This window comes from Helicobacter sp. MIT 05-5293 (assembly GCF_000765665.2).
Classification (GTDB): Bacteria; Campylobacterota; Campylobacteria; order Campylobacterales; family Helicobacteraceae; genus Helicobacter_C.
In genome coordinates, this window is the sequence record NZ_JROZ02000001.1 from 566,721 (window position 1) to 587,780 (window position 21,060).

The window sequence follows — 21,060 nt, forward strand, 5'->3', positions numbered from 1 at the left end:
CGATTCTGAATCGTTAATGTTAGCCCTCCAACGTTTTTTCAAAGTATGCAAAGTCGCATTCTTTGAAGCTACTTTTACACCTTTCTCTCTTAGAGAGAGTAAAACCTACAAACCGACTTTAATTTGGCTCTCAAAGTCTTTCTTATTTGCCTTTTGTATAATGCTTTCGCCTTATTTACAATGGTTTTTAGAATCTATCACTATGGATTACCCCCGTATTTTAGCCTCTTTAGTAGGACTTTTGGGTGTAGTAAGCATACTTTTTACTCCCAAAAATAGACGCTTTAGTGTGGGATTTTTTGTGGGGATATTGTGGTTTTATTGGGTAGGGCTTGGGCTTAGATATTTTGATATGATTTTTTTAATACCGCTTGGAACGCTTTTTATGGGAATCTTAGTGGGATTTGTTTTTTGGATAGGTTTATTTTGTGAGTGCCTAATCGTGCGCTTTGCATTTTTGATGCTTTTGAGTTTTTTTGAACCATTAGGCTTTGATTGGTTTATTTTAGAAAGCTTTTGGTTTGCTTATAGCTATTTTGGTGTCGATAAATTGAGTTTTGCCTTGATTATTGTGTCGGTATGGTTGCTTATCACATCGCATCGATATGTCAAGCTCATAGGTATTGTGTGTTTGTTGTTAGCCTTAGATAAGGGGACATTTCAGGAAGTTTCACCCGCTTTACCTTTAAAAATTAAAATCATACAAACTGAAGTTTCCCAAGATATTAAAAATGAGAATCTGATAAGGGTGGTAGAGGAGAATTTTGCCCACATCAGACACGCTGCACTTGAGGGTAACGATATGGTTATATTGCCCGAAGCTGCTTTCCCTTTTCCCCTAGAAAAATATAAAGACATACAAAAAGAGCTAGAAACCCTTAGTGATTCTATTGCTATTGTCGTAGGCTCATTGCGTTTGGAAGTGCTTGATAGAGAGGAGAAATATTATAACAGCACTTATATTTTCGACCATGGTCGTATGTCGGCAATTGATAAAGTTTTCCTTGTGCCTTTTGGTGAAGAGCTTCCGTTGTTTTTGCAACCCATTGTCGAAAGATTTTTTCAAGGGATTGGCGGTTTTTCGCGAGGAAAGGGACTTGGTGAGTTTGAAATCAGGGGCGTGAGATTCCAAAATGCTATTTGTTACGAAGGGACAAGTCGGCAAATTTATGAAAAATCCCCTCCTTTTGTTGTCGTTACGAGCAATAACGCATGGTTTGTGCCTAGTATTGAGCCTATTTTGCAAAAAAATCTTATGAAATATTATGCGCGTTTGTATGGAAGCACAATTTTACACGCGACCAATCTTTCTCCGAGTGCTATTATCACACCTTGAGTTATTCTTGACAGATTCTAAAATGCTACAAAAGAATAAGATTTATTCAGAATCTAAATGGATAGATTCTGTTTCTCAATGAAAAAATACACAGAGATTAAATTTATTCAAAACGATGCCGATTTTATAAGTTCTTATGGTAGAATCTTGCACCAATTTTTTCAGAAAGGAGTCATAACTATGAGAAAAATTATTTTAGGCGTAATGTTGTTGGGCGGTATTGCTTTAGGTGCGACTACATCAACATCATCAACAAAAAGCTTGAGTAATGCAAAAAAACAATTGTTGGGTAATTTTGCGAGCGGGTCAGTTGTGAGTGGCTCTAATTATGCAGGTAGTGGAGTTAAACGTTGGTATTTGTTTAATGAGGGGCATTTGGGTTATTCTTACTCAATACTAGGAGATTTAAATCTGCATTCTGCTGATGTGGGGTATTCGCTTTATATTACTTCTATTAAGTCTGCAAGTGGTATCCGTCCTTATGTGGGGACAGAAATCACATTGCCTATTTATATTAAATCAACAGGCAATTCAAATGCTTTCTTGCCCGGTGTGGATAATGGTTTGCCCGGTGGTTCAAAGGTCATGACAGATATTGGTTTTAATGGTTTTGGTATCCAAGTGCCGGTGATTGTGGGTGTGCAAGTCTCATCTTTTTATCTTCAAGGAATGGTAGGATATTCTTATCACAGAATCACTGATAAGTTTTATGTGAGTGAATTCCAAAATGATACTGATCTTGTGAATGAATACCACGGGCTTACTTATGGTTTGGGTGCGGGTATTAAGTTTTCTAATGTCTTTTCTGTAGGATTGCGCTATGTTACAGGGCAGCTAAACAGCTCTTCTCGAACACCCGGAGCAACAATTACTACAAATTCAGTGCGCACAAAAGACTTCAAAGACAGCTATCATCGTATGTCTATTATCTTTGGCGTAGTGTTCTAAAAATATCAAGATTCTAAGGAGAGGCTCTTGCCGCCTCTCCTTATTTTTTCTCCTATTCTCTTTTTTATTTTTTACCTACAGATTTTTTCGGACTAGTTTTATAAAATAAGCTTAAGTTAATGGAATTTTTTTTGCTTGATTATCTTTATTGTTTAAAATAAAAGGCTAAAGATAATGTCAGAGCAAATAACCGATGTCTCGACCGCTTTGCAACTCGCAAATCATCTCTATCAGAATCAACGTTATCATGAGTGCGTTGAAATATGTATTAGGATATTAAGCGTAGATTATAGCAACGCTGAAGTATGGAATCTTGCCGGTATTGTGATGCTAGAGCTTCGGATATTTGATCGTGCTGTGGAGTATCTACAAGAGGCGAGTAATCTTGCACCTTTGCAATTTAGCTATACTATCAATCTTGCTGAAGCTTATCGGCGGTGGGGTAATCCCCAAAAATGTGTCGAATTACTTTTGCATCTTCTTCGCACTCATTCTGCTTTGCAATCCCACTCTACCTTGCATTTTAATCTCGCTAAGGCATATTCGGATATGGAAGATTCTGATCATTCTATCAAACATTACACGATTGCTATCAAGCTTGATCCTAATGATTTGGGGGCGATGTTTAATCTTGCCAATGCACAAGTTAATCTTAAGCATTTTGGTGAGGCGATTGAGCTTTATTTGAGTGCATTTTCTAAGGGATTCTTAGATGCGGGTGTGAATCTTGCTAATACCTATGTGCAAATCGGACTTTTTGGCAAAGGCATAGAGGTGTATGAATCTATTTATGAGCATTACAAGCACGATGCTGATTTTTTATTTAACTACGCTAATGCCCTAAATTATGCCCATGCTGATTTTGAAAAAACAAAAAAATCATATGATGCGGCGATTGCCATTAATCCCAACAAGGTTGATTATTATATTAATTATGCGCATTTTCATTTTAAAAATCATCGTTTTGCAGAGGGTTTTAGAATCTATGAAGAGCGCAAAAAATATCCCGATATGCTTCCAAAGGGTGTCGCTAATCTTTGGCAAGGTGAAAGTTTGGAGCATAAGAGAATCTTGGTTTATTATGAGCAAGGCTTTGGGGATACTTTGATGTTTTCGCGGTTTTTGCTTAAAGTTTTGCCGATTGCTCAAGATGTGGTTTTCCTCGTGCAAGAGCCACTTGTTGAGATTTTTAGGCGGCTTGGTATCAAGACTTATGCTCGTCTTGATGAGGTTAATCAAAGTCAAATTGACATTGCCATTTCACTCTTGTCCTTGCCTTTGGCTCTTAATGTCTCATCAGTGCAGGATTTAAAGCCTACAACCTCACTAGAGTTATTGGCACGCGAATTTTATCTTGCGAAGAAAGATTCTCGCTTTAAAGTAGGGATTTGTTTTAATACAGATTCTGCCTTCAAAGAAGCAATGAATAAGAATATCCCTTTAGATAAAATGATGGAAGCATTTGCCGATTTAGAGGGAGTAGAGATACATTCTTTAAATAAATCAGGCATCGACAAACATTCTCAAAAGGCATTTCACATCACCGATCGCAGTAATGATATGGCAAACTTTTTGGATACTTCTAAGATTATTGAAGAAATGGATTTAATCATCAGCATCGACACAGCATTAGCGCATTTAAGCGCGAGTATGGGAAAACATACGATTGTCCTTTTAAACAAACGTTACGATTGGCGTTGGGGCAATGGTGTGAGCACACCATGGTATGATGATGTAGTGTGTATGACGCAGAGTAAAATGGGAAGCTGGGAGAGCGTAGTAAAAAATCTTAAAACCTATCTCAAAAGCACGATTCACGCTTTAAAGGCATAAAATGACAGAAGGCATTGATTCAAGCTTTGATTTACTCCTTGCACTCAAAAAACTCCACCTTTTAGAATCTTCCCCTAGTTGGTGGTGGCAAAATCATGGAAGCTTTGAAGTCGTAATCAGTGCGATTTTGGTGCAAAACACTCAATGGGAAAAAGTGCAAAAAATGCTTGATTCTATGCGGAGTGCAGGGATTTTGAGTGCCAATCCGCAAAAGGATTCTCAAAAAGACCTAGAGTATATTGCGAGTATAGAATCCCAACTCCTTGCAAGTCATATCATTGGATTGCAGATGCAAAAATCCACACGCATTGTGCGATTAGCCTGTCAGATTCTTAAAGATTTTGGCTCATTTGAATCCTTTCAACATAGCGTAGATTCTGAATGGTTATTACAACAGAAAGGTATCGGGCTAGAGAGTGCGTATGCGATTTTAAACTATGCGTGTTTGCGCGAAGTAATGGTGGTTGATCGCTATACCTATAAACTTTTGTGTGCTTTGGGTTGGGAGATAGAAAACTATGAAGAATTACGAGAATTTTGCGAGAGAGGGATTAGAGAGAATCTTGAAGAAGTCTATAAATTATACCCTAGTGATATGAGTTTGGCGCAAATTTTTGCGCGTTTCCATGGCAAGATCGTAGAGTTTAGCAAGGCTAAACTCTCCCCTGCCTTGTTGCAATAAAAGTTATCTATTTTTGGCAAGAATATTGATAAAAACTTACCAAATAATGATTTTATTATAAATATGTGAGTTAGGAATCTCTTCTAAGATTTGTATTTCTTTGCCGATTAATTTTGGGTATTCCTCGATTTTGTAGCTTCTTAATTCTTGAGGCGAGATGTCATTGTAGGTAATATATCCTTTTTGCGCATTGGCTATTAAGTGATGTGCGTATAAATCTTGAATCTCCCTATTTAACTCACTAAAGGCGTAATTACTGATAAACAAATGATTTTTGTTTAACGATGTAAGAATGTATCTCTCAAAGCCATATCATTGGGTTTGAAATGGCTTTGAAGTGAAAGTATTAAATCTTCTTATACGGCGCTTGTCCGACCTCATAGTAGTTATTCCCTTGCGCGTCAATTGCGACAATCGCGGGGAAGTTCTCAATCGTGAGCCGCGCTACAGCCTCGGGTCCAAGCTCGGGGTAAGCCAAAACTTCATATTTGGTGATACATTTCGAGATAAGTGCCGCTGCACCGCCCACAGCCACCATATACACCACGCCATGCTTGACCATAGCATCAATAACCTCTTTGCTGCGGTAGCCCTTGCCAATCATGCCGTGGATTCCCTGCTCGATAATCGTTGGGGTGTATTTGTCCATTCGCCCGCTTGTGGTTGGTCCTGCGCTGCCAATCGCGTTGCCCGGCTTTGCGGGCGTTGGTCCAAGATAATAAATCGTCTCGCCGCTCAAATCCACAGGGAGCTTTTCGCCCCGCGCAAGGGTCTCGGTAAGCACCTTATGCGCCGCATCACGCGCACAGAGAATCGTCCCGCTAATCAACACGCTTTCGCCTGCCTTGAGGCTCTTTGCAACTTCTTTGCTCAAAGGTGCAGTGATTTTTTTTGGTTCTGCCATTGTTCCCTCCTTAAAGTTCAATATCAGCGTGTCGTGCCGCGTGGCAATTGATATTCACAGCCACAGGAAGCCCCGCAATATGGGTTGGATACCACTCAACATTCACGGTGAATGCGGTTGTTGTGCCGCCAAGCCCTTGTGGTCCAACGCCCGTTTTGTTTGCAATCTCGAGCAACTCTTCTTCAAGCTTTGCATAACGAGGGTCTGGATTTTTCGAATCAATCTCGCGCACCGCCGCTTGTTTGGCGAGAATCGCCGCTTTTTCCATCGTCCCGCCAATGCCCACGCCAATCACCATTGGGGGGCAAGCGTTTGGTCCTGCAAGCTTGACTGCTTCAGTAAAGACTTTTTTGACACCATCAATCCCATCAGCAGGCACAAGCATTTTTAGCACGCTCTTGTTCTCGCTCCCAAAGCCTTTGGGGCAGACTTTGAGATGCAGCTTATCGCCCTTGACAATGCGGGTATGAATCACCGCAGGCGAGTTGTTTGTGGTGTTTTTGCGCTCATACAGCGGCTCTTCAACAACCGACTTGCGCAAATAGCCCTCTGTGTAGCCCTTTTTGATACCCTCGTTGATTGCGTCTTCAAGGTATCCACCCACGATATGCACATCTTGCCCCACATCGACAAAAACCACGGTCATACCGGTATCTTGGCAGATTGGCATCATATTGCCCTCTGCAATCTTGCCATTTTCAATCAATGTGTCAAGAATGTTTTGCCCAAGTGCCGACTGCTCGGTCTTTTTTGCACCTGCAAAGGCTTGTTTGATGTCTGGTGTCTGAATGCAACAGGCATCAATCGCTAGCTTTGCAACAGCAGACTTAATATCTTCAAATTGCACCTCTCTCATCGTTTCCTCCTAGCTTTATTTGGTATGGACAGATTCTACTATGTAGAATGTAAAAAATGTATTAAATTTGGGATTTAATGTTGCAATTTCCTTACCACTTTTTAATTCTAAACTTTTAGTTCTAAATTTACACAAAAATCATTAGTGTAGTGGTAATTTTGTAAAATCTAAATCGTTTTTTTTTTTTTTTTGATTCTACTTTATGGAAAAATAGTGTAATATTTTTTCTAAAAAATTATTAAATGTTATAGAAGAGATTTGTATAAACTAAAAGGGATAAAAAGACAATGGCATCACAGCACGACACGATAGGAATCCGACTTAGCCAGATGCTTCGTTATTTTTTGAGCGGGGAGAAAATGAGTGCGAGGGAGTTTGCCAAAGAATTTGGTGTGAGTTTACGCACGATTCAAAGGGATTTAAATACGCGTTTGGGATTCTTGCCCTTGCAAAAAGACGCACAAGGCAGACTTTTCCTCCCTAAAGAATCCCTCAATAAAGTCGGATTCCAAGATGTTCGTAATTTTGCAATGCTTAGCGGGATATATGGGCTTTATCCGAGCTTGGAGGATAGTTTTTTGGAGATTCTTTTGCACCCTAAAGATTTGCAGTCTCATTCTTTATCTTCAGAATCTTATGATTCACAGCCATACCTAGCGCAATTTGCACACTCTCAAAAACATATATCACCCCCCCCCCAGCTGTTTCTAAACATTTCTTATTAAACAAGCAAGATTCTCGTAATCCTATCATCATCAAAAATCATGGCTTTGAGGGTATCTCTAAAGCACTTTTTGCCACGATTCATCAGGCGATTTTGACATCAAGCAATCTTAGCTTTACCTATAAAGATAAAAAGCGTGATGTTAGCCCTTACGCACTTTTAAATAATAGCGGTGTATGGTATCTTTTAGCCGATGAGGGAGGCACTCTAAAGCACTTTTCACTTCGTCATATTATCAATCTCACGCTTCAAGACACGCATTTTACTATTGATTCAAAGATTCAAGAGCTCATTGATAAAAGCAATACGACTTGGATTAATCAATGCACAAAAGAGGCGACTTTGCAAGTCGATAAAAGGGCTAGAGAATATTTCTTGCGTAAGAAGTTTATAGCAAGTTCTAGAATCGCCGCAGAAGATTCTCATGCCCTGTATGTAGAGTGTCAATACAGCTATGATGATGAGATTCTAAATCTTGCAAAGATGTTTTTGCCCTTTATCAGAATCTTAGAGCCACAAGCATTGCAAGAAAGACTAGAAGAGGAGATGCGTGGGTATTTGGAGGCAAAGCAATGAACGATATTGAGCTTTGCGACAAATCCTGTCGCAAGGGTGGAGTAGAATGAAAAGCTGGAGAAGTTTTGTCTTGATTAGCATCAAAGATTTTAAATATTAAATTCACATTAAGGAGGGTAGGATTGGCTAAAGAACTTATTAAATTTGGGTAATGGAATCTGCAAGTATTTAGATACGCAGAGCAACCAATGCACGATTTATGACAATTGTCCGGATATTTGTAGAGTAGAGGTGATGTTTGAAAAGGTTTATTTTAAACATTTGGACAAAGAAACTTTCTACAAGCTCAATAGAGAATCTTGCAGGATATTGCAAGACAAAGAGAATGTAGAGGAGAAATTAAGATTTAAAGGAAACAATATGGCATATAGACATGATAAAGATTTGGAGTTTTTGAGAGAATGCTCTGATGAAGAGTTAAATGGCTTGGTATATGTGCTAACGCACGATGTGAGTGATGGAAAGACTCGGCTCACAGAAAGCCTTACAGGAAGCGATAAATATAAACAAAATTTTCCTAATCATACACAATATGTTGATTTAATTTGTGAGGAGATTCAGAAATTTGGAGGAAATACAATCTCAAACCTTGTAAGAAACGTTGGCGTTTTATATCACGAAATCTTATGTGATGTGTGTGAGAAGCTTGAAATGCCTTATGATAAGAGGGATTCTGCAATAGATATAGAGGAGAAATTACTTAGAAAAATCTTTCAAGATTCTATGTCTAAAGCAAGTGAGGAAGAGCTAAGAAATATAGTAAAAGACTTATCCCCATCTTTTGATTTTAAAGATGCTCTTAAAAGCATTAATGATAAGAAAGAATTTGTGGATCAACTTCTGCAAATAATATCACAAGGTAAATCTACTATTTTTATCATTTCAGACATACTGGCAAGTCTCACAATTCAAAAAGCCACTACAACGGCTTCTGGATTTGTGGCAACAAGCGCATTAGCAAATCTTGGCTTAAGCAGGATGGTTGGTGCTATAAATCCTATATTCTTCGCAGCATCTTCTCTTTGGTTGATAAATGATGTAGCAGGTCCTGCCTATCGTGTAACAATACCTGCTGTGATTCAAATAGCATTTTTGCGTCAAATGCTGAAAGAAAGGAAAAGGGAAATGGAGAGGATTGAAGAGAATCTTGAACCCACAGAAATATTTTCTGCATTGTATTCTCACTTTTTTTCTAATATAAAATTAAATCTAATGATAGTAGGCGGCACAGGTGTAGGAAAAAGCTCCACAATCAATGCGCTAGTCGGAGAAGAAGTGATGAAAATTGGTGAGGGTGCAACCCCAGAAACACAAACAATTAAAGAAATTAAAATCACTAATAATCTTGTCGTATGGGATACTCCCGGACTTGGTGAAAGTGCTGAAGCAGATAGACGACACGCGGAGGAGATTGGTAAGAAATTGCGCGAAAAAAATGAAAAAGGAGAGGCTCTTATTGATTTGGTATTGGTAATCCTTGATGGGCGGACTAGAGATTATGGGACAGCGATTTCTATCATTAATGACACAATCCTACCTGCAATTGAAAATGAAGAAAAAAGAATCTTGATTGCAATCAACAAATGCGATAGTGTTGATGATGATAGAGAAGGCTATATAAAAAATGGTTACAAGCCTACAGAGAAACAAATCAAATATTTAAATGATTATATGGAAAATGTTAAAAAACGAATCGATATTGAAGTGGAGCCGATTTACTATTCTGCGGGTAAAGCAAGAGATGGTGAGCAAGAACGTCCCTATAATATTGACAAATTGCGTTTCCTTTTTGCTGAAAGATTCCCAAGAAAAAAGCGATTAGTTGCTAGACAGGAAACAAAAAAGGCAATCATGGGGGAAAATGAGAGCGATAAACAATATAAAGCAATTAATGAGAGAAATTTTTTCAGTGACATCATAGACTGGGTTAAAGAAAATAAGGATGAGATACTTGGATTTGTAGCTACAGCAGCAGCCCCAATAATTAAAAAAATTAAAAAAAAGGGGGTGGTTGAGTGGATTACCGGAATATTTAAATGACACATTATCTTATTATACTCAAAAAGATCGGTGGAGTGATACTAAGATATTTTATTGCTCATCCGCTGACTTTTGCACGAATCGCGCAATGCGGGATTAAAATCAAAAATCCCGCATATAACCTTACTTCTGATGACTTAGAGGTAAAGCTTGATTCAAGTGTGGAGGTCATAGAGGCGTTGCTTGAATTTAAAGCGCAAAATCCCAAAGACTTCGAGCTTATCTTGGAGATAATCGCAGAGATTGTGCGTGATTATAAAAGCAATGCAGAGTTTAAAAAGGCTTTATTAAAAATTTTAAAGGAGCGATAATGGCAATACCAACCACTTATAAGTTTGTCTGCGAAAAATGCGGATATATCAGGATAAAAACAATAGGCTGTGTCCGGACACCAGAGCTATGTCCGAAGTGTCGCTCATCAATGAGGGAAACTAAGGCATCATCATTTGACAAAATGACTGCACCCGCACAAGAAGCTATAGGCACAATAAGCTCAATCCTTAAAGGTAAGAAATAATGCCAAAAGAGAATCTGCACCTTTTGATCCTCTATAATCCCTACTATCAAAGCGATGTGATTGAATCTCATTTGGAGATTTTAAAGCGTGAGGGTAAAGTCGCCTTTGGCAAGGTCAAATCTAAGCTTCGTCAAAATGTGCAATCCCCGCATATAGAGATGAAGTCTTTGGAGGTGAGAACTTCAGATTCTATAAACGCACAAAGCACAGAATCTGCAAGTTTGGATTCTCAATACATGGAAATCAGTAGAGAATCTAAACTTGTAGATTCTCAATCGCTAAGCCTAGAATCCCTTGAGAAAAGTATTTCTCCCATAAATCCTTTGCAACTTTTTTTGAGCGATTATGCGAATTTATTTGTGTGCAAGATTACGCATATTTCGCCTACACCTAGTGCCACTGCACCGATGTATTATGCCCAAAAGGGCTTAGATGTAGAGTGGTGGTTTTGTATTGAGGATATACGCGAACTCGTGCGCAATGACTTTGTGCGTTTGAGGGATTATTTTTTGCCAAATTTCACCACGCCACACAATGGAAATCGCACCTATGCGCTCTATGGCAATGACTACACCTATCCGCTGTTTGTGCGTATGAAAGATGAGAAAGACTATTTCGAGACTTGCGAGATTGCGCATTATCATCATATCTTTAAGAGCCAAGAGCAAATCAATATGCGACACACACTCACAAACTATGTCTTTGCAGAGCGTCTCACGCATAGTATGCACCCAGATACGATGGATAATCTCATCAGCGCAGAACTAGAATATCAAGCAAACAAAGACAATCCGCTCTATGATAGCACAGGGATTATTTTGTGGTATGCAAAGAGTATGGAGCAAGAGATTGAGGCATTTGTGAGGATTCTCTTAGGTGGGCTGACACATCAGAATCCAGAGATTTTGGACATTAATCTTAAAGAGACGACACTTAGCCAATGGCTCAAAAAAGAGTGCGATTATCATCTCAACATTGGGAGTTTGGGCTTTCTTTTAAGGCACATACTTGTAAGGAAAACCTTAGAATCATGGCGTAATGATATGCCTCACAAACGCGATGAGAATCCGCACAAAGCGACTAAAACTCGCCACGAGATTTATCAATTTGTATGCTTTACCTTGCCTAGCTTTATCGAGCGTATGCAGTCTATCCGCAATCCAGCCGCACATTTGTCAAAGCCAAAGATTGCTGAAGCAAATGTGCTGCGCAAGATGATACTAGGCATCGAGGGAAGTAATATCCTTGTGGATATGCTGATTGCAAAAGAAGTCTTGCAACAAAAGGATTTTAGCTTCTTTTTACCTTGCGACAAATCCTGTCGCAAGGGTAGGGTAGAATATAAATGATTCGAAAGAGAAATTCTTTGAATGATAATTCTACTAAGGAGCAAATGATGTTCAAAAAACTAATCATAGGTGCAGCTATTATAGGGGCTGCGGGATATGGGATCAAAAAATGGCTTGATTCTCAAGATGAAAGCCTTGATGATTATTCTTTTCTAAGACAAGAGCCAGTCAATCAGGTATCTACTGATACGGGTGAGACACAAGAGGCTTTAGATAGTGAAATAGAATCTAGCACTGAAGCAGAATCTAGTAGCAAATCAAAATCTGTAGAAGCATAAGAGAAACCATTCGGAGAGAAGCCAGTCGTAGATAGCTAAAACCATCATTGAAGTATCTCAAAAGCAATTCGATAGAGTGGGGGCTAGTAGAGGCTAATATAACATAGCTGAAGTGATTCAAGGTGAGCATGGATATTAATATGTTCGTGGGCGAGTGATTTGAAGGCAAAAAGGAGAGTTATGCCATTGTTTTTAATTATTGAGGCGGTTGTGATATTTATCGGGCAGTGTGTGTCGGCTTTTTTTGCAGTGGTTACTTTAGTGTTGGTGTTTGGCTTAAATCTTTTTCTTTCTTTGCCTCAACCAATCCGCTATACTATTATAGCCATTTGTGTATTGTGCTCGGTGAGATATGTATATCGCCGACTAAGTCATAGAAATATAAAGGAATGACTCGTATGCGATGAGAGCTTTAGATTCACGCATTTTTGTTATAATGCCAAATACTTTTCAAAGGATAATCAATGAGTAAAACAAAGAGTAAAACAAAAGAAATCTTTAAAAATCAAGGTTTGCTTCCTGCCTTAAAGTATCAATACCATAAAATCAAGTATAAAATTCAATACAAAATGGTCTCCATTTTGTATTTCACTAATCGGGCATTACCGCATAAGTATCATTTTGTTTATTTGAGTTCGCATGCCACAGGGCATAATGCAATGAAGATATTTTTGGAAAAATGTGGCGTTTCTACAAACTGGCACTTTAGGCAAACAGGATATGAACGATACGAATCAATTTATAATATGCTTATTAATTCTAGTTTATATCCTGCCATTATGCAAGCTGAATGCGATTTTGAAGATTATGAGAAATTTATGCGCACGATTGATGCTAAAGTCCCCGCATTGGTATTGGTGAGAGATCCTATTTCTATTTTAAAATCATGTGTTAATTTTCCTTATCAGAGGGAATGTAAAGAAGAAGTTATTCGGGGGGGGGGGGGGTATAGAATCCCTTAAAAGCTGCCTACAATACACTGCTTACAATCCTCACACAAAAGAATCTTATAAAACTTCCACGCCAAACCTCGATCGTATGATATTTGATATTGATTGGAGAAAAAACGGCACAGGAATGCACACACTTTTCATCACCCAGCGACTTGTTCAGTCTTTGCCTAATATCACAGAAGTGCATTATGTTGATATGAGCGAGATAAGCAAGGATAGAGCCTTTGACACGATGAAAGCACTAAGTGAAAAATTTGGTTTTGCACCACCTCAAGATAGGCATTATTTTGAGGGGAAAATGTATGGCGATTTGCAGCCTTTTATGCCTATTCGTTTTCATATCGAAGAATTGGACGCTACGATTTTGATTAATCTTAAACAATGGTTTCAACGAGGGGAAATTGATAAAACAGAAGAGTTGATGCCTTTAGCCTACCAAAATCACGAAGACTTTGGGCATTTGAAGATTTATGTTGATTGCAAAGATTCTGTAAAATTTTCTTCTTCAGAATCTATTGTTTTGGCACAAGCGCAAATCACAAGGATTTTTAAGACTTTGGAGCAAGAAATAAGACATAAAAATGACATTAAAGTGAGTGAAGAAGATGTATTGGAGTATTTGAGGGTAAATCCTCATTTGGCAAAGGATCTAAAAATAATCTTAGATGAAGAATTGCAGGATTTGAAAGTCAAGCGACCCGATATTATTGCATCTTGGAAATATTATCTAGCTTTTGAGAGTTTTTGTTAATTTTATTTTTCTTTAGTTTGGAATATATTTTGCTTGAGTTTGTCTTATATTTTTCATTGAAAAAGTGAGGTATAAAATGGCTATTGCAGATATATCCAAAGCCTATTCTGTAGTGTATAAAGCACTTGATTATCGCTCCATTCGTCAAGATATGATTGCATCAAACATTGCTAATGTCGATACGCCTTTTTATCGTCCTAAAGATGTCAATTTTGAGCAATATTTATCACGAGAAAATAAAAAAATCTTTGGCAATGCAGAGCGAAGTTATAAGCTTGATATAGCAAAAACTTCTCCAAGGCATTTGGATTCTAAGCTTTTTAACAAGCCTGATAGTGCGACATTTTTTTGGCGTGATGGGCATATGGCTAAAAATGATGCTAATAGTGTGGATTTAGATGTTGAAACAAGTGAAATGGGGAAAAATAGCACGATGTATCTTGCGCTTACAAGTGCATTGAAGCGACATAAGGGAATCTTTAGCTATGCGATAGATTCAGGTAGAAATATTTAAATTTAGTGATTAAAATAAGGAGTAAAGATGTTTTTATCAAGCTTTGATATTAGCGGTTATGGGCTTTCTGCTCAACGTGTGCGTGTCAATACAATCTCTTCTAATATTGCAAATGCAAACACCACTCGCACAGATGAGGGTGGTCCTTATCGAAGACGCGAAGTCGTGTTTAAGGCGTTTGATTTTAATAAGGTTTTAAATGATAAATTGGGAAAAAACAACAATTTATTAAAATATGAAGATCCTTTGAACGAGGGAGACTTGGGAAAAGAACCAAAACCTGCTATAATGAGCGTGTATATTCAAAAAATCGCTAGAGATGACAGAGAGCCTATTATGAAATACGATCCTAGCCACCCAGATGCAAATTCTGAAGGTTATGTCGCTTATCCTAATATTAATCCTGTTGTCGAAATGGCCGATTTAATAGAAGCAACACGAGCTTATCAAGCAAATGTTGCAGCATTTCAAAGTGCGAAGAATATGGCAAGTAATGCAATTACCATGTTTCAAGCATAAGTTTTAGGATTTTAGGAGAGATTTATGGCAAATCAATTTGGTGTTATTAGAAATGACATTCAACACATCGGCTCTTCTGCTAAAGTAGATGCGACTCAACCGAAGCAAGAAGGTTTAGATTTTGTCAAGGTTCTTAAAGATTCTGTGCAAGAAGTGAATCTTGAACAACAAACTTCAGAGAAAGCTCTTGCAGATATGGCAAGCGGACAAGTAAAAGATTTGCATCAAGCAGCAATTGCTATCAATCGTGCTGAAAATAGTATGAAAGTGATGCTAGAAGTAAGAAATAAAGCGATTAATGCCTACAAAGAAATTCTAAGAACCCAGATTTAAGGGTATTTGTGGCGTATTATCCTAAAAAAACAGGTGTGATTGTATCTGTTTTTTTTCTTATGATGCTCTGTTTTGTTGTGTTTTTGAGCATCGTTTATGTGAAAATGGTTACCCCTCGCAAACTCCCATCAATCACCGCCACAAAGACAGATACTTCAGTCAGGGGTAGCCTTTATACAAGTGATGGTTTTGAGATTGCTTATAGCGATAAGCTTTATAAAGCCAGCGTGAATACTCAAAGCATTGATCCAGAAAAAAAAGAATTATTTATTACATTATTTTCTATTTACAGCGGAATACCCCAAGAGCAAATCGCTCAAAAGCTTTCACAAAAAGGCTATGTGGTTTTATCTTATACGCTTAATTCTTCTGTCGCGACTAATTTAAAGAATCTCAATTTGATTTTTATCCGATACGATGTGTTTCGAGAATACGAAGATCAAAAAGGGCGTATTATCCAAAAAATGGGTTTAAGCATTGAAGTAAGCGGAAATAATAGAATCTATGCTTACAAAAATATTCTCGAACCACTCATTGGCTATACGCGTAAGATAGAAAGTAGTAATATCACGCGGGTAGATGGTGTCAAAGGCGCGGAAAAGTATTACAATAATATTTTATCAGGCAAACAAGATGGAAAGATCGTAGGCAAGCGTGATGTAAGCTTTAATGTCATTGCAAATAAATCCGCACAGATTCAAAGTCGTCAAGATGGATTTGATGTTACCTTAAGTATTCCGTTGGGATTGCAGAGAAAAATCGAGATGATACTTGATGATGCTAAAATGCGTTATAAAGTCCGAGAAATTGTCGCAGGTGTGATGGATTCTAAAACGGGGCGGATTCTCGTGCTTGCGACTTCAAATCGCTTTGATCCTAAAAATATCCAGCAAAAAGACTATCCGCATTTGAATCTCAATGCAATTGAATATTCCTATGAGCCGGGAAGCACGATTAAGCCAATCATCTATGCGATTTTACTTGAAAAGGGAATGATTGATCCTAGCGCAAGTATCGAGCTTGACAATGGCTATTATAAGCTTAAAAGTTACACGATTCGAGATACCTATCCGATGAAAACTGCCACGATTGAAGACATTATCTTGCGTTCAAGCAATATCGGAATGGTGAAGATTTCCAAAGATCTTAAGCCTAATGAGTATCATACTGCCTTGCGTGTTTTTGGCTTTGGAGAACCAAGCGGGATTGATTTGCCTTATGAAAAAACCGGCTTAGTGCCTACTCCTAAAACCTTTCAGAATGAAGTCTATCGCGCAAGTGTGAGTTATGGTTATGGAATGAGAGCGACTTTTATCCAGCTTTTGCGCTCTTATGCGATTTTTAGCAATGGCGGATATTTGGTAACACCACGCGTAGCAGATTATGTTACCTCGCCTAGCGGAGAAAAATATTTACCTAAAAGGCTAGAACCTATAGCGATTCTTTCATCACAAACCACCCAACAAGTCCAAGATACTTTGATTAAAGTCGTTCAAAAGGTGATTAAAGTCGCACAGGTCGAAGGTGTCATCACTGGTGGCAAAACAGGCACAGCTAAAATCGCCATTAATGGCAAGTATGACAATAAATACAACGGATCATTTTTTGGTTTTGCCAAAGATAAGAAAAATGCCTACACTATTGGTGTAGTCGCTTTTGAATCAGACATTAAGGATGATTATTATGGTGGGCGCACAGCCGCTCCAATTTTTAAGCAGATTGTAGAAACGATGCTTGAAGAAGGATATTTAGAGCGATTTAATCCTGAAGATGAAGATATCGAAGAGTCTCAAGATTCTGAAAGTCAAGCCAACGAATGAGGTTTGGTTAATGATTTTAAGCTTTAAGAATGCTAAAATATTGCAATGAAAGACAAGGAGCAACAAATGAAAACTAAAATATTTTTAGCAGGAATCTTATGTGCGTGTGCGATGAATGCTGCTGATATGGCATCATTACAAAAGACACTTGATGAGAATAAACTCAAAGCCAATATCCTCGAAGTGCAAGAGCTTGGGAGCGGTTTGGATATGGTGATTGTCAATATTAATGACCAGCAAGTGCCTTTTCTCGCGACACAAGATGGTAAGTTGATGTTTCAGCCAGAAACTTTACTCGTGCAGTCTCCCGCTTTAAGAACAAGTATTGATAGTTTTTATGAAAAACTTTACAAGAAAGAAAAGGCAAAGATTGATAATAAGCTCAAAAGCGTTTTTAAAAAACAATACGACAAAGTTTTTACCTTTAAGGCAAAAAAATCCACCAATAAAACCATTTATATTGTCTCCGATCCTAATTGCCCTTATTGCAAACAAGAATTTGCGATGCTTGATAAACGTCTTGAAGATGCTAATGTCGAGCTTTTAATCGTGGGATTTTTAAGTGAAGATTCTATGCTAAGAGCTGCAAATGCGCTGAAAGAAAAAACTGCAAGCCAAGTGAGTAATTTTAAAATGTTGCAAAAGATTTACTATGCTGATTACAAAGCTCCTAAGGTCGATACAGAGAGTGCGCGAGAGCTTACAGAATCTGTAATCCAAACAGGCGCAAGAAGTGTGCCTTACATTATTGAAGAATAGGTTTGCTCATTTTCTTATAGAATCTTAGTCAATTAAGATTCTTGTGATTTTTTGGATTCTGTAGATTTTTTAGAATCTAAAGTAGGCATTTGATTCCAACCCATTAATAAACGCGTATGTGCGACAAGCTCTTGCTTGATCATTGCAGGTGTTTGGTTTTTTAACTCGCCAATTTTTTTGACGAAATAACTCCCCGCGACAATAATCTCTACTTGTTCGTTAAGCATTTGCACTTGCTCATTTGAATTGATCCCAAATCCTAGTGCAATAGGCTTCTTGCAGTGTTTTTTGACGCATTTTATCCATTTGAAGATATTTTTATCAATCGGTGTTTTATCACCGGTGATCCCAGCCCTAGCGACAACATAAACGATTTTATCACTGATTTTAGAGAGTTTATGAATGCGTGAAATGCTTGCGTGTGGGGCAATAAGTGAAATGATGTTGATATGATATTTTTTGGCAAGTTTGCGGAGATTCTCATCATTTTCAATAGGCAAGTCAGGCACGATGATTCCCCATACTTTAGATTCTCGTGCATTTTTGAGAAATTTTTTCACACCATAGTGAAAGATAATATTCGCATAAGTCATAATGATGATATGTGTGCAAGTGTTTTGTGCAAGATAAGAGGCAAGCTCAAAGCCATCTTTGATCTTAAAGCCTTGTTGAATGCTTTGATCGCATGCTTGTTCGATGATTGGTCCATCGGCATTTGGGTCTGAAAAAGGAAACTGAATCTCCAGATATTTTGCCCCAGCTTCGCAGATTCCCAAAGCGGCATTAAGACTAGCCTCCTTGTCGGGATAACCCGCAATAATATGTCCCATAAGCTTTGGAGCGTTTTTGCTGTGTTTTTGCATACTTATTTCTCCCAATGTGTGATGTGATAATTGTAGCGCAATTTGTTTGAATTTTTTTCGTTTAAAGGTAAGGCTAATATATTTTTTTTTACAATCTCTCCATAAATCACACAAAGGCAGACAATGAGACAAAAAGACAAGATATTTTTAGAATCTAAAAATGGTTATTTTGGTGAGGATAAAAACGGCAAACACGCATTTGGGGGGCAATATATCCCAGAGATTCTCTTTCCTGCACTTAAAGAGCTTGAAAAGGCATATAAGGAAATCTTCCCAAGCAAAGCGTATCAAAAAGAGCTAAAAATGTTGCTTGATACTTTTGTGGGGCGTCCTACACCGCTCATTTACGCGGCAAATGCCTCAAAAATTTTAAAAAATGATATTTACTTGAAATTTGAGGGTTTAGCAAACACAGGTGCGCACAAGATTAATAACGCTTTAGGGCAGGTATTATTAGCTAAATATATGGGCAAGAAGCGCGTGATTGCCGAAACAGGAGCAGGGCAGCATGGTCTTGCTACAGCTGCAGCCTGCGCAAAACTCGGGCTTGAATGTGAAGTCTTTATGGGTGAGATTGATGTCGCTAGGCAGCGTCCTAATGTCTTTAATATGGAGCTTTTTGGTGCAAAAGTCAGCAGTGTGAGTAGCGGGAGTAAAACGCTCAAAGATGCGGTGAATGAGGCTTTACGAGAATGGAGCAAACGGAGCGAAGATAGCTTTTATGTGCTTGGAAGTGCGCTAGGACCTTATCCTTATCCAGATTTGGTGCGTGATCTTCAAAGCATTAACAGCAAAGAGCTTAAAACCCAAACCAAACTATTCTTCAAAGGTTTGCCCGATGTAATGATTGCATGTGTGGGCGGTGGCAGTAATGCGATTGGCTTTTTTGCGCATTATTTAGAAGAAAAGGTAAGATTGATAGGCATTGAGGCGGGAGGAATAGGCGAAGGGATTGGTGAAAATGCGATTCGCATTCATTCTAAAAACGCAAGTGAGGGCATCGCACAAGGATTTAAGAGTATTTTTTTGCAAGATTCAGAAGGGCAGCTAAGCCTCACGCATTCAATTTCTGCGGGGCTTGATTATGGTGGTATCAATCCGCAACTTGCGCATTTATATGAAGTAGGACGCGTGGAGTTTGGCAGTGCTACTGATAAAGAGGCATTGGAGGCGTTACAATTTTTTGCTTCAAATGAGGGCATTATCCCCGCTTTAGAATCTAGCCACGCTCTAGCAGGTGCGATTGCGCTTTGCAAACAAGGTATAAAGGGTAAAAAAATCATTGTCAATATTTCAGGGCGGGGTGATAAGGATATTTTTATCACTGCCAAAGCCCTTACACCTAAAGCTTGGAGCGCATTTTTACGAGAAGAAATTAAGCGGATTGAGAAAGATTTAGAATCTCCTAAATGAGGAGAATTGATGTTGTTGTGATTTTATCTAGCAGAGTGTCTGATACTCTTTGTGGGAGTTTCCTTTGGCAATTTGTTTATTAGTGAAAAGCTTTTTGCTTCTTTGCTACCGCTACTCCGCTGTGTTGTGATCATTTATTTGTGAGATTCTTATATCGCTATGCAAAGGGATTATAGAATCATAAACAGACAGAATCTCTTGCTTGGTATAAGACTTAATCACAGAATCTTCGCAAAATGTCTTGATAGGATTCTATGCGTCTATCACGCAAAAATGGCCACATTCGGCGCACTTCTTCGCTTCGTGCTAAATCAATCTCTGCTAAGATGAGTTCTTCTTTATTTTCACTCGCTAGAGCAATTTGCTCACCTTGTGCCCCAAAAATAAAGCTTGAACCCCAGAATCTTATGCCTTCACCCACACCGCTACTATCAGATTCAAAACCTACGCGATTAATCGCCATTGTGGGAATGCCATTTGCCACGCTATGCCCTCTTTGCACGGCAATCCACGCTTCTTTTTGTCGTTGCTTTTCTTCCGTGCTATCTTCATCAAACCAGCCAATCGCGGTTGGATAAATCAGCATTTGCGCACCTTTAAGAGCCATAAGCCGCGCTGCTTCGGGATACCACTGATCCCAGCAGATTAGCACCCCGAGCTTTCCTAAGCTCGTTTGAATAGGCTCAAATCCTAAATCACCGGGTGTAAAATAAAATTTCTCATAAAATTGCGGGTCATCGGGAATGTGCATTTTGCGGTATTTGCCAGCGATTGTGCCATCAGTATCAAAAACTACTGCGGTATTGTGATAAATCCCAGCAGTGCGCTTTTCAAAAAGTGAGGTGATAAGGACAATACGATGAGTTTTTGCGATATTGGCAAAATACTCAACATCAGAGTTAAAGTCATTGGCATAATCAAAAAACTTTGGATTCTCACTTTGGCAAAAGTATTCTCGCGTGTGCAACTCCTGCAATGCTACAAGCTGTGCGCCAGAATTGGCGGCTTTGGCAATCATAGTGCGAGTAGATTCTATCATCTCCTGCTTTGTGCCTTTGTAGGTTTGTTGTAAAAGGGCTATTTTGATTGTTT

25 protein-coding genes are annotated in these 21,060 nt (G+C 38.5%); 20 read left to right on the top strand and 5 right to left on the bottom strand.

The window, feature by feature from the left end; all coding sequences use genetic code 11:
* The first annotated feature begins 16 nt into the window (after positions 1-16).
* The 4 genes from LS68_RS02875 to LS68_RS02890 all read left to right on the top strand — a co-directional run bounded on the left by LS68_RS02875 (position 17) and on the right by LS68_RS02890 (position 4,799).
* Positions 17-1,336 carry an apolipoprotein N-acyltransferase gene (locus LS68_RS02875; protein WP_052100381.1) on the top strand — a complete coding sequence of 440 codons (1,320 nt, stop codon included), beginning with the start codon at positions 17-19 and terminating at the stop codon, positions 1,334-1,336.
* A 180-nt stretch (positions 1,337-1,516) separates the two neighbouring features.
* Entirely contained in the window at positions 1,517-2,284 is a 768-nt protein-coding gene (locus LS68_RS02880; RefSeq protein WP_034371729.1) for a hypothetical protein, read from the top strand.
* A gap of 174 nt (positions 2,285-2,458) precedes the next feature.
* Positions 2,459-4,117, top strand: a complete 1,659-nt coding sequence (locus LS68_RS02885; RefSeq protein ID WP_138090869.1) for a tetratricopeptide repeat protein — start codon at positions 2,459-2,461, stop codon at positions 4,115-4,117.
* Positions 4,118-4,130: 13 nt separating this feature from the next.
* On the top strand, positions 4,131-4,799 hold the full coding sequence (locus LS68_RS02890) for a 3-methyladenine DNA glycosylase (RefSeq protein ID WP_199741475.1): 669 nt from the start codon (positions 4,131-4,133) through the stop codon (positions 4,797-4,799).
* 36 nt (positions 4,800-4,835) lie between these two features.
* On the opposite strand, the gene LS68_RS02895 is transcribed toward LS68_RS02890, so the two are convergent.
* From LS68_RS02895 to LS68_RS02905, 3 genes are all read right to left on the bottom strand, one after another.
* Positions 4,836-5,066 (bottom strand): hypothetical protein, encoded by a 231-nt coding sequence (locus LS68_RS02895; protein WP_052100427.1) that lies wholly within the window; start codon positions 5,064-5,066, stop codon positions 4,836-4,838.
* A 79-nt stretch (positions 5,067-5,145) separates the two neighbouring features.
* Entirely contained in the window at positions 5,146-5,703 is a 558-nt protein-coding gene (locus LS68_RS02900) for a Fe-S-containing hydro-lyase (protein WP_034371958.1), read from the bottom strand.
* 10 nt (positions 5,704-5,713) lie between these two features.
* Entirely contained in the window at positions 5,714-6,559 is an 846-nt protein-coding gene (locus LS68_RS02905; protein WP_034371955.1) for a fumarate hydratase, read from the bottom strand.
* Positions 6,560-6,846: 287 nt separating this feature from the next.
* On the opposite strand from LS68_RS02905, the gene LS68_RS02910 reads away from it, so the two are divergent.
* The 15 genes from LS68_RS02910 to LS68_RS02980 all read left to right on the top strand — a co-directional run bounded on the left by LS68_RS02910 (position 6,847) and on the right by LS68_RS02980 (position 17,692).
* Entirely contained in the window at positions 6,847-7,284 is a 438-nt protein-coding gene (locus LS68_RS02910; RefSeq protein WP_052100165.1) for an HTH domain-containing protein, read from the top strand.
* Positions 7,285-7,361: 77 nt separating this feature from the next.
* Positions 7,362-7,859 (top strand): WYL domain-containing protein, encoded by a 498-nt coding sequence (locus LS68_RS02915; protein WP_277872301.1) that lies wholly within the window; start codon positions 7,362-7,364, stop codon positions 7,857-7,859.
* A 651-nt stretch (positions 7,860-8,510) separates the two neighbouring features.
* A complete protein-coding gene (locus LS68_RS02920; protein WP_241993652.1) occupies positions 8,511-9,899 on the top strand; it encodes a GTPase in 1,389 nt (462 codons plus the stop codon).
* A complete protein-coding gene (locus LS68_RS02925; protein WP_034371477.1) occupies positions 9,896-10,210 on the top strand; it encodes a hypothetical protein in 315 nt (104 codons plus the stop codon). The genes LS68_RS02920 and LS68_RS02925 overlap by 4 nt, the downstream gene beginning before the upstream one ends.
* Complete coding sequence (locus LS68_RS02930; RefSeq protein WP_034371472.1) at positions 10,210-10,416, top strand: hypothetical protein; 207 nt, start codon at positions 10,210-10,212, stop codon at positions 10,414-10,416. Before LS68_RS02925 ends, LS68_RS02930 begins: the two co-directional genes overlap by 1 nt.
* On the top strand, positions 10,416-11,765 hold the full coding sequence (locus LS68_RS02935) for an HP0729 family protein (RefSeq protein ID WP_138090874.1): 1,350 nt from the start codon (positions 10,416-10,418) through the stop codon (positions 11,763-11,765). The genes LS68_RS02930 and LS68_RS02935 overlap by 1 nt, the downstream gene beginning before the upstream one ends.
* 47 nt (positions 11,766-11,812) lie before the next feature.
* Positions 11,813-12,043, top strand: coding sequence for a hypothetical protein (locus tag LS68_RS02940; RefSeq protein WP_034371815.1), 231 nt, complete (start codon positions 11,813-11,815; stop codon positions 12,041-12,043).
* A gap of 180 nt (positions 12,044-12,223) precedes the next feature.
* Positions 12,224-12,436 carry a hypothetical protein gene (locus LS68_RS02945; protein WP_034371813.1) on the top strand — a complete coding sequence of 71 codons (213 nt, stop codon included), beginning with the start codon at positions 12,224-12,226 and terminating at the stop codon, positions 12,434-12,436.
* 71 nt (positions 12,437-12,507) lie between these two features.
* Positions 12,508-13,005, top strand: a complete 498-nt coding sequence (locus LS68_RS02950) for a hypothetical protein (RefSeq protein ID WP_138090877.1) — start codon at positions 12,508-12,510, stop codon at positions 13,003-13,005.
* Entirely contained in the window at positions 12,932-13,747 is an 816-nt protein-coding gene (locus LS68_RS02955) for a DUF2972 domain-containing protein (RefSeq protein ID WP_138090880.1), read from the top strand. The genes LS68_RS02950 and LS68_RS02955 overlap by 74 nt, the downstream gene beginning before the upstream one ends.
* Before the next feature lie 76 nt (positions 13,748-13,823).
* Entirely contained in the window at positions 13,824-14,261 is a 438-nt protein-coding gene (flgB, locus tag LS68_RS02960; protein ID WP_034371455.1) for a flagellar basal body rod protein FlgB, read from the top strand.
* 27 nt (positions 14,262-14,288) lie between these two features.
* Positions 14,289-14,780 carry a flagellar basal body rod protein FlgC gene (flgC, locus tag LS68_RS02965; RefSeq protein WP_034371452.1) on the top strand — a complete coding sequence of 164 codons (492 nt, stop codon included), beginning with the start codon at positions 14,289-14,291 and terminating at the stop codon, positions 14,778-14,780.
* A 24-nt stretch (positions 14,781-14,804) separates the two neighbouring features.
* On the top strand, positions 14,805-15,113 hold the full coding sequence (fliE, locus tag LS68_RS02970; protein ID WP_034371450.1) for a flagellar hook-basal body complex protein FliE: 309 nt from the start codon (positions 14,805-14,807) through the stop codon (positions 15,111-15,113).
* Positions 15,114-15,121: 8 nt separating this feature from the next.
* On the top strand, positions 15,122-16,933 hold the full coding sequence (locus LS68_RS02975; RefSeq protein ID WP_138090883.1) for a penicillin-binding protein 2: 1,812 nt from the start codon (positions 15,122-15,124) through the stop codon (positions 16,931-16,933).
* 66 nt (positions 16,934-16,999) lie between these two features.
* Positions 17,000-17,692 carry a thioredoxin domain-containing protein gene (locus LS68_RS02980; protein ID WP_034371707.1) on the top strand — a complete coding sequence of 231 codons (693 nt, stop codon included), beginning with the start codon at positions 17,000-17,002 and terminating at the stop codon, positions 17,690-17,692.
* A gap of 32 nt (positions 17,693-17,724) precedes the next feature.
* Here the strand turns inward: LS68_RS02980 and trpA are convergent, their stop codons facing one another.
* Positions 17,725-18,555 (bottom strand): tryptophan synthase subunit alpha, encoded by an 831-nt coding sequence (gene trpA / locus LS68_RS02985; RefSeq protein WP_052100375.1) that lies wholly within the window; start codon positions 18,553-18,555, stop codon positions 17,725-17,727.
* A gap of 123 nt (positions 18,556-18,678) precedes the next feature.
* Between trpA and trpB the strand changes: the two genes are divergently transcribed.
* Positions 18,679-19,968: a tryptophan synthase subunit beta gene (trpB, locus tag LS68_RS02990; RefSeq protein ID WP_034371703.1), complete on the top strand. Its 1,290-nt coding sequence runs from the start codon at positions 18,679-18,681 to the stop codon at positions 19,966-19,968.
* A 214-nt stretch (positions 19,969-20,182) separates the two neighbouring features.
* Here the strand turns inward: trpB and LS68_RS02995 are convergent, their stop codons facing one another.
* On the bottom strand, positions 20,183-21,055 hold the full coding sequence (locus LS68_RS02995; RefSeq protein WP_199741476.1) for a carbon-nitrogen hydrolase: 873 nt from the start codon (positions 21,053-21,055) through the stop codon (positions 20,183-20,185).
* Between the last annotated feature and the right edge of the window lie 5 nt (positions 21,056-21,060).

Bases quoted from the DNA above. Each gene is read 5' to 3' on its own strand.
- LS68_RS02875 (WP_052100381.1), top strand. From the start codon at position 17: ATGTTAGCCCTCCAACGTTTTTTCAAAGTATGCAAAGTCGCATTCTTT.
- LS68_RS02880 (WP_034371729.1), top strand. From the start codon at position 1,517: ATGAGAAAAATTATTTTAGGCGTAATGTTGTTGGGCGGTATTGCTTTA.
- LS68_RS02885 (WP_138090869.1), top strand. From the start codon at position 2,459: ATGTCAGAGCAAATAACCGATGTCTCGACCGCTTTGCAACTCGCAAAT.
- LS68_RS02900 (WP_034371958.1), bottom strand. From the start codon at position 5,703: ATGGCAGAACCAAAAAAAATCACTGCACCTTTGAGCAAAGAAGTTGCA.
- LS68_RS02905 (WP_034371955.1), bottom strand. From the start codon at position 6,559: ATGAGAGAGGTGCAATTTGAAGATATTAAGTCTGCTGTTGCAAAGCTA.
- LS68_RS02910 (WP_052100165.1), top strand. From the start codon at position 6,847: ATGGCATCACAGCACGACACGATAGGAATCCGACTTAGCCAGATGCTT.
- LS68_RS02920 (WP_241993652.1), top strand. From the start codon at position 8,511: ATGCCTTATGATAAGAGGGATTCTGCAATAGATATAGAGGAGAAATTA.
- LS68_RS02925 (WP_034371477.1), top strand. From the start codon at position 9,896: ATGACACATTATCTTATTATACTCAAAAAGATCGGTGGAGTGATACTA.
- LS68_RS02930 (WP_034371472.1), top strand. From the start codon at position 10,210: ATGGCAATACCAACCACTTATAAGTTTGTCTGCGAAAAATGCGGATAT.
- LS68_RS02935 (WP_138090874.1), top strand. From the start codon at position 10,416: ATGCCAAAAGAGAATCTGCACCTTTTGATCCTCTATAATCCCTACTAT.
- LS68_RS02940 (WP_034371815.1), top strand. From the start codon at position 11,813: ATGTTCAAAAAACTAATCATAGGTGCAGCTATTATAGGGGCTGCGGGA.
- LS68_RS02945 (WP_034371813.1), top strand. From the start codon at position 12,224: ATGCCATTGTTTTTAATTATTGAGGCGGTTGTGATATTTATCGGGCAG.
- LS68_RS02950 (WP_138090877.1), top strand. From the start codon at position 12,508: ATGAGTAAAACAAAGAGTAAAACAAAAGAAATCTTTAAAAATCAAGGT.
- flgB (WP_034371455.1), top strand. From the start codon at position 13,824: ATGGCTATTGCAGATATATCCAAAGCCTATTCTGTAGTGTATAAAGCA.
- flgC (WP_034371452.1), top strand. From the start codon at position 14,289: ATGTTTTTATCAAGCTTTGATATTAGCGGTTATGGGCTTTCTGCTCAA.
- fliE (WP_034371450.1), top strand. From the start codon at position 14,805: ATGGCAAATCAATTTGGTGTTATTAGAAATGACATTCAACACATCGGC.
- LS68_RS02980 (WP_034371707.1), top strand. From the start codon at position 17,000: ATGAAAACTAAAATATTTTTAGCAGGAATCTTATGTGCGTGTGCGATG.
- trpA (WP_052100375.1), bottom strand. From the start codon at position 18,555: ATGCAAAAACACAGCAAAAACGCTCCAAAGCTTATGGGACATATTATT.
- trpB (WP_034371703.1), top strand. From the start codon at position 18,679: ATGAGACAAAAAGACAAGATATTTTTAGAATCTAAAAATGGTTATTTT.